This is a genomic window from Daejeonella sp., from assembly GCF_049655485.1.
GTDB lineage: Bacteria > Bacteroidota > Bacteroidia > Sphingobacteriales > Sphingobacteriaceae > Daejeonella.
Genome location: NZ_JBASJU010000376.1, coordinates 1 through 8,323 on the forward strand (window position 1 = coordinate 1; position 8,323 = coordinate 8,323).

Annotated in this window: 5 protein-coding genes; all 5 read left to right on the top strand. The window is 39.7% G+C overall.

Features of this window, described 5'->3' with window-relative positions:
* Positions 1–126: 126 nt before the first annotated feature.
* Positions 127–1,125 (top strand): AAA family ATPase, encoded by a 999-nt coding sequence (locus WBJ10_RS15500; protein ID WP_276348986.1) that lies wholly within the window; start codon positions 127–129, stop codon positions 1,123–1,125.
* On the top strand, positions 1,126–3,642 hold the full coding sequence (locus WBJ10_RS15505) for a S8 family peptidase (RefSeq protein WP_424291904.1): 2,517 nt from the start codon (positions 1,126–1,128) through the stop codon (positions 3,640–3,642). It begins immediately after the preceding gene.
* 1,076 nt (positions 3,643–4,718) lie between these two features.
* Positions 4,719–6,932, top strand: coding sequence for an HsdM family class I SAM-dependent methyltransferase (locus WBJ10_RS15510; RefSeq protein WP_424291906.1), 2,214 nt, complete (start codon positions 4,719–4,721; stop codon positions 6,930–6,932).
* Positions 6,932–7,639 carry a hypothetical protein gene (locus tag WBJ10_RS15515; RefSeq protein WP_424291908.1) on the top strand — a complete coding sequence of 236 codons (708 nt, stop codon included), beginning with the start codon at positions 6,932–6,934 and terminating at the stop codon, positions 7,637–7,639. The genes WBJ10_RS15510 and WBJ10_RS15515 overlap by 1 nt, the downstream gene beginning before the upstream one ends.
* Before the next feature lie 214 nt (positions 7,640–7,853).
* Positions 7,854–8,323, top strand: a 470-nt coding sequence (locus tag WBJ10_RS15520) for a hypothetical protein (protein WP_424291910.1), incomplete at its 3' end; no start/stop codon positions are given.

Consider the following 8,323-nt stretch of genomic DNA (forward strand, 5'->3'; position numbering starts at 1 on the left):
GTATTTAAATACTTGGTAATTTGGTCGCGATCTTGACCATTATAAAGTACCTTTGAGCTAGGTATAAAAAGGAAATTTTATATATTTAAAGAACGTTAAAATCATCGCTACAAGAAACATTTTATTATGAACCAGGACTTAATGATCAGATTGTTCCGTTCCATCGATGGGGAGCCAAAGGACGATATAGTTAAAGTCGCCGAGGTTATTATTGATGATGAACGCAAGAAGGGACACATGCGCTTAGCTGACCGTCTAAAAAACATACTTGACAAGAATATTAATTATCACCAGTCTTTTAAAGGTGAACTCAAAAACATACTTGGCAGTCACGTTAGCATCCCTACCGACAAAAGAAACAATATACCCTTAGCCAACGAGATACCCCGTGAGCAGCTTCGTTATGAAATGATCCTGTCTCCAGAGGTTGAAGAAAAGATCCAGCGCATAGAAAAGGAATACGTTGCGCGTGAGCGCTTGGCCCATTTTGGATTAAAACCGAGGAAAAGAATCTTAATGCACGGTTCTCCCGGCTGCGGTAAAAGTATGAGCGCAGAAAGGATCGCCTGGAATATCGGGCTGCCCTTTTTAAAGGTAAAATTTGAAGCCATCATATCCTCTTACCTAGGTGAATCGGCCTCTAATTTAAAGTTGCTGTTTGAAGCTATTAAAAGCTATCCTTGTGTACTGTTGTTAGATGAATTTGATTTTATAGCAAAAGCGCGTGACAACAAACAGGATGTGGGCGAAATGCACCGGGTAGTCAATATTTTATTGAATGTGCTAGAAGATTACGATGGCCCAGGAATCATTATTGCAACTACCAATTTGGAAGGTTCCATTGACAGGGCTTTATTCAGGAGGTTTGACGATATTATTGAGATGCCCAAGCCTGGCAGGTCTGAGATCACTGAAATTTTGAAATCCACTTTAGGATCTATCAAAACGTCCAAAGAAATAAAATGGAGTGTCTTAGCCGGAAAGATGGTTGGCTTCTCTGCTGCTCTGATCGTAAAAATAGCTAATGACGCGGCCAAGCTGTCAGTTATAAAAGGCAATGATAGCGTCGATGCTTGCTATTTTGACGAATCTTTAAAAGAGAATCAATTATATATCAAATCATAAATGGCAGAATTCCCGCATCTGCCATTAGTACAAACCATCACCGGTATCCATAAACCGCCGAAAGGTGGGGGCAACAACGCTCTTGATCCCCGAACCAGCAATAATCTTGCAAACAGAGGCCAGCACGGACAAAGCCTGAAGAACATCACTACGGGGCTGAGGGATGATCGGAGCAAGGTCATCGACGAGCGAAGAGCAGCAGGTTTACCGGACCTGCCGGGGCAGGACGCCATCCCCATATTTTTGCAGGTTGATACCAAGTTGTTTAACATCGAATCCCTTCGCGGCATGGGAATTGAGATCATCGCAGAAGAACTGGATGGATTTATAATCGGTGCCAGCAGTGATGGCTTTACTTCCTTACATGCCAAGATCGATAAATTCATTAACGAAGAAGGAAAATTCAAGAACCAGGCTGCACAGTTATGGCAGATCGTTGCTGGAAACCAATGGCGCGCCCAGCAAATCCTTTCTGAAGAGCTCTTTGCAAAATGGCCAAACATTGCGGACGATGATACGCTTATTGTGGATATCTCCGTCGCGTGTTATATAAATAAACCCCCTCAGCCTGTTATGGAGGAAGGGGAGGAAGAACAACACTACCAGGCGAAGCTGGCAAGATGGGAAGCCAAAATTCAGGAGATAGAGCTTCAGAAATCTGATCTTGCGGATGAACGGGCAGAATCGATCCAGGAATTTTTATCGGTATATAGTGCTGACATCAACCCTGAAAGTGTGCAATTTGAAGATAGCTTTTGTTTTCGGGTCACTTTGCCGGGACAGGCTTTAAAAGATTTTGTCCTGAACTATCCTTACGTCTTTGAAGTGATTGAATACGTTGAGGTTGATGCTCCTTTAATCATTGACGGGGAAGTGGTTGAAAATGATCTGGACATCGTAGCCCCGCAAGATAATGCCCCTAAAATATGTATTATTGACAGCGGGATGCAGGAAAACCACCGCCTGTTAGCACCGGCGATTTTAGCCCTGGAATCTGTAAACTACGATCCTTTTGATGCGACAACGGCCGATTTGGTTGCGCAGGGCGGACATGGTACTAGGGTTACCGGAGCGGTGCTGTACGGCGAGGATATCCCGGCTCAGGGGTCGCACCAGCTGCATTGTTTTATTCTAAATGCCAGGGTGTTAAATCGCGATAATATGATGTCCTCCCAACTTTATCCTCCAGCGTTAATGGGCGATATCGTTTACAATTTTGTTGATTCAAAAATATTTAATCTTTCCATAAATACGACCATACCTTGCCGGTTGGTACATATGTCTCCCTGGGCCGCCGCCATTGATCAGTTGTCGCATGAAGAAGAAGTGCTGTTCATTGTGTCTGCTGGTAATTTAAAAAAATCCACAGGTGTGGTTACTAATCCCGGCATCATGGAACATGTGGCTGCTGGAAGAAACTATCCACAGTATCTGCTGGAAGCAAGTTGCCGAATCGCCGATCCTGCCCAAAGCAAATTTGCCATAACGGTCGGGTCAGTATGTCTTGGTGACTTTGAAGACCCTGACAGGATCTCTTTTGGCCAGCGTGACACAATATCCTCATTCTCAAGAACTGGTTTAGGACTATGGGGTGGTATTAAACCGGAAGTTGTCGAATACGGCGGTGATTGGGTTAGAGAGAAGCTGGGCACTAACCTATCCTATGAAAACTCAATTAATCCGCTGCTAGTACGAGCTGGTGGAACCGGAGTTGACCGGGGAACGGTCGGGACTTCGTTTTCTGCTCCGAAGGTAACGCATATCGCTTCCAAATTACAGGCGGCATTCCCTAATGAAAGTGCATTACTATATAAAACATTAATAATACAATCAGCCAGATTGCCTCAAAACTTATTCAGGACACCCACCCTGACAGCCATGCGGATGTTTGGATACGGTATGCCCAATTTGAACAGAGCAACGGAAAACTCCGAAAGGAGGGTTACCCTTGTGGAAAGTGCAACTGTAAAACCGGGCGTCGCCAACCTTTACACGATTTACATTCCACAGGAGCTCAGACGGCCGGGAGAGGATTTTGATATCCTCATCGAGGTAACATTATGTTACACGGCTAAACCCCGTCGAACACGCAGGAGAACGCAATCTTATTTGTCGTCTTGGCTCAGTTGGGAATCATCAAAGATCGGCGAATTATACGATCCGTTTAAAGCCAGGGTATTGAAACACATGGAAGATCCTGAAGCTGACTCAGTGGAGGATAACAATTCAATTAAATGGTCTGTCTGGTCAAACCCAGGATGGGGTACGGTAAAAGGATTAAAAAGACAAGACAGCGCAACGCAGAAAGATTGGATTGTTGTTAAATCCAATACTTTGCCGGAACAATTATCCTTCGCCGTTATCGGCCATAAAGGATGGGAAAGAGATCTTTTCGAGGAAGTGCCTTTTTCTTTTGCCGTAAGCCTCGAAGTGCTTGATGGTGAACTGGAAATCTATGAACGGATCAGGGCAGTCAACCAGGTTGAAGTTGAGCAGCAAATTCAAGTAGTGATTTGATTTGAAGCACTGCGAGATATTATGCAGCTCTTATTACGTCGTTTTTCTAATAAGTATGATCACAGCCATCTTGCAGCTGTTTGAAAGCTAAAAGCGCCAAACGATTTAAGTACATTACCGACTCCGTTATAGTATGATGTATCCACTAAAATTTCTGAGTCTAGAACTTTTTGCTAAAATATTTAGTTATAAAATCGTAGATTGTCCTGGTTAAAACTCATTATGGTGTAACGGCAAATATTACCAAGCGGGGGATTGTAATCTTAAGAATTAAATTCCTTAAATGTACTTTTGCCAATTTCTAAGATATGCAGAACCCAAACAAAAACGACTCCCTAATAGATACATTAGAAAAACTTGATTTCTCATTTGAGGATCAGCCTTTGCCTGAGATTGTTTTTGTAAATAATATTTCCGAAAATCTTCACCCGAAACACTATATGGCTCTGGAATTTGCTGAGATCTATGATGTTGACGCTGTTTATTTCAGGTATTATGATGATAATAGGTATTGCGTCCCCCAGGTTTATTTTTACGACAATACCCAGAAACAACGGAGCAAAGAGGAAATAGTTGATATACACAAAAAGGTTTACAGCAGTTGTCAAGTTCCTTTAATTTGTTTTATCGATGAAACGCACATTACGATATATGACTGTAGAAAGCCTGTTGTTGCAACCAAGCAAGGTGAAATCACAAATATCTCATGTCTGTTTAAAAAGGAAAGCCTAGATAGCCTCGAAAGCTTAAATAGCTATTTTTCCGCAAGGCACTTAAATTATGGTTTATTCTGGGAAAGTAAGCAGGCATCAAAAAGCTTCCTAAATAATCAATCGGCCTATGAGAAGTTGGTACAAGTCCTCACTGATATCAGAAATGGATTTATAAAAACCTTTGTAAAAAATGACTTCCCACAAGAACTGGCTGATGATCTACTGTTCAAATGTATATTAATAAAATATCTAGAAGAAAACGGTAAAGATGAAAACAACAATTATGCAAGGGATTTTTATAGAAGAAGCAATTTAAAGTTTGATACCTTAAGTGAGATATTGCGGAATGGCGAGATCATAACTTTGCTGGATAAATTGCAAGACCATTTTAGCGGTAATGTATTCAGTTTTGAGGGCCAAGAGAATAGGAGATTACTGGAAACGTTTGACTTATCCCTTTTAGCTGAGCATTTAGATGGTAAATTAAGCAATAACCGTCAAATAGCCTTGTGGAATATATATTCATTTAAAGATATACCCATTGAATTAATAAGTAACTTTTATGAACAGTTCATTCCCAAAACAGAGGAAAATGCAGGAACTGTTTATACACCGAGTTTCCTAGTTAATCTTCTAATAGACGAGTGCCTGCCGCTCTCGAACAAGTGGCAGGATAAAGCATACAATATCAAACTCATAGATGTAAGCTGCGGTTCGGGGATCTTTATTACGTCGGCATATAAGCGGCTTGTACAAAGATGGCGTATTCAGCAAGGTGTAAAGGGGAAACCCTTAGATAAAGCTAACATCCAATTAAAAGATGTGAAAAAAATTCTGTCGAAAAATATCTATGGCGTAGATAAAAATAAAACAGCTGTTAAACTCACAAAATTCAGTCTTCAACTTGCGCTATGCCAAATTGTACCTAACAACGAGCTATGGAACTGGAGTGAAGAAAAAGTTTTTGATGATTTAAATGACAATATCTTTGAGATAGATTTCTTTGATTTTTTGCCAGAAAAGAAAAATCTCCACGGCACGTTTGATTTGGTTATCGGAAATCCTCCTTTCCAATCAATCAATAAAAAGAATATAGATATTTATCAGAGTTATGTGGATAAACTCAAGCAAATTAACTTTGAATTCAAGGCGGGGGTACCAGACCGCCAAATTGCTTTAATGTTTTTGGAAGCTAGTGCTGTACTATTGAAAGATGGCGCTGATTTGTGCTTTATACAGAAATCAACATCGTTTCTTTACAATCAAAATAAAAAATCACAACAATTTAAAAAGGCAATATTAAATAGCTTTTATGTTCATCAGATAATCGATTTCACATTATTGAAGAATGTCCTTTTTGAAAACGCCCTGGTTGAAACAGCTGCCATTTTTTATAAGAAAGAACAGAAGGATGATTACATAGTCAACCATATCATTTCAAGGCTCCTGAAAAATACAAAAGACGGGTTGTTTTTTGAGTTTGATTATTATGATTTTCACGAGGTACCTAAAGCTAAGGCATTGGATGATGAAAATATTTGGCGGTGCAATTTACTTGGTGGCAGTAGAGTGAATTATTTGATTGAATCATTAGGTACAAACAATGAGGAGAAAACCGCTTTGAAATCTTATCTTAAAGATCATCTATTGATTGAGAAGGAACGATATGGAGAAGGTTATAGCCGAAGCAGTGCGGAAGGATCGCAGTCCGCGGACTTTATTACATCGCAACCAAATTTGATAGCCAAAAATTTTTCCTCTGAAAATTATCGCTTCGTAAATATTGACTCCAATCAAAGATTCGAGAGACCTAGAAAGAGAATATTATACCAGGCACCCCTAATAACTATTAAGGAGGAAATCAGTAAAACAAAAATCCCTTTGGCTTATCATAATGTTGACACCCCATTTGACTCGCGAATAGTAGGAATTAGTGTGCCAATATCCAAGGAAGATGGTCTGAGGAGACTATTTAATGTCTTAAAAAAAAATCAGAGAATTTATTCGTTACAAACTCTGGCGACATGTGCTCAATTCTTCCTCGGCGACACGTCTGTCATCCAAAAAGGGGATATTGACAAATGGGTTATTCCTTTAAACAAAGAAGATATCGGTCTTTCCACAGAAGAAGCAATAGTACTGAATGATGCTTTAGATTATATATACCCATCTTGGTATGAAGGAGAAGCTGCCATAATAAACACAACTACGGCCGACAAACCGGTTCTTTTGAACTATGCCGGTATTTTTTGTGACACTATCAACTCTATCTATAAACAAGATGATAGAGAGCTTAAGTTAAAGACGATATATGAAGGTAGCGTCTTTTATGCATGTGAATTCTACTACAGCATGCAATCTCATGAATATCGCTTTATCAACAGCGATATAGAAATAAGCGCATTATTGAAGCAACAGTCCGGTTATAATTCCATCAGTAACAGGATAATGCGCTTATACGCAAATAACGACACTATTACTTTTGTAAAGCCCAAAAAGCTAAAATATTGGCTTAAATCTATAGCGTTGAGAGATGCTGACGACACTTTTAATGATATAATAGGAGGTGAAAATTAGTGCAGAAGCCCCACACAAATACAAGCATTGAGAACGCTCTGCCATCAGAGGTAATTTATGGTTCGCTGGTTACATTAATTGATAATAATATTGAGGCTTATCCGGCATTTTTATTAGAAGCTGAAAATGAATACAAGAATGCTAGATTGACAAAAAAGGAAAGGTTGGAACAAGAAGATGATATAACCATTACCTTTGGCCGCTTCTTCAGAAATTTGAATAGTCAGTTTGATTTTGAGCCTCAATCTAAAACCCCAGAAGCCAATGCCACAACAGATATTGGCATAATCGCGAGGAAATATTCAAACCATCGCGTGATTTGTTTTATAGAAGCTAAGAGACTTCCAACTCCTAAACAACCGAAAAGAGAGGACAGCGAATACGTGTGTTATAAAAGCAAGTCCAAGATGGGCGGCATAGAGCGATTTAAATGCGAGAAACACGCAGGTAAGGAAATCCTTGCTTTTAGTATAATGCTGGCATATATACAAGAAAACAATCATATACACTGGCATTCCACTATTAACGACTGGGTTGATGAACAAATAGTGTTAAACTCCAATGATACAATCGTCTGGGATAACTGCGATAAACTTGTGCATGACACAGAATTTAAGAAAAATAAGATTTATAAATATAGTTCAACACATACGCGGCGCACATTAAAGGATATAAGTTTGTTGCATTATTGGATTGAACTTAATTAAGGTAGACTGGACGGAAATTCGTTAAGTAGCTTTTGGTAAAACTATGTTTGAGTCGAGAATCTTAGCGTATCTACTTGTGATTTTGATGATTCAATCACTTTTACTGTGAGAAAATATGTCTATCTCTTTGTAAGCAACTTCCAGATTTTACAAACGCTGCTAGGATGTGAACAGAGGTAGTAGGTAATAATAGATGCTGATAACTAGATTCACAATGGAAAAACACAGTGGGGATGAAATAACCGAGCCCTTGGATATTGATTGGCAAGATCATTTGGATCATCATTTTCCCAACCTCGGCAAAGTTTACATCTCGAAAGATAAGATGCAGGAAGTGAATGCAAAACTGACCAGAAGAAACCGGGATATTGAAATTACCAGAGCAAGTTATAATGCTACTTTTTATGACCACTTTATCCAGGTGATTGATACGGTCGGAGGAAATGACAGGAGGAAAAAGGTAGCCTGGGGACTACTTTCATTACTGGAGGCTAAATTGTCTGAATTTTCGGTCCTAACTGATAATGATCCTGTTTTATTCCGCCAACTGAAAGATCAGATGGAAGGACTTTTCTGGGATAATCAGGCGAAATACCTTGATCGTGTAGGCGAACTTCTAAGCACCGTGCAATTGATTAAAGCATTTGCCCCGGCACGCCCCAGCTCTCTTAAACATCATTACAT

Coding starts and splice junctions, on each gene's coding strand:
- WBJ10_RS15500 (WP_276348986.1), top strand. CDS start 127: ATGAACCAGGACTTAATGATCAGATTGTTCCGTTCCATCGATGGGGAG.
- WBJ10_RS15505 (WP_424291904.1), top strand. CDS start 1,126: ATGGCAGAATTCCCGCATCTGCCATTAGTACAAACCATCACCGGTATC.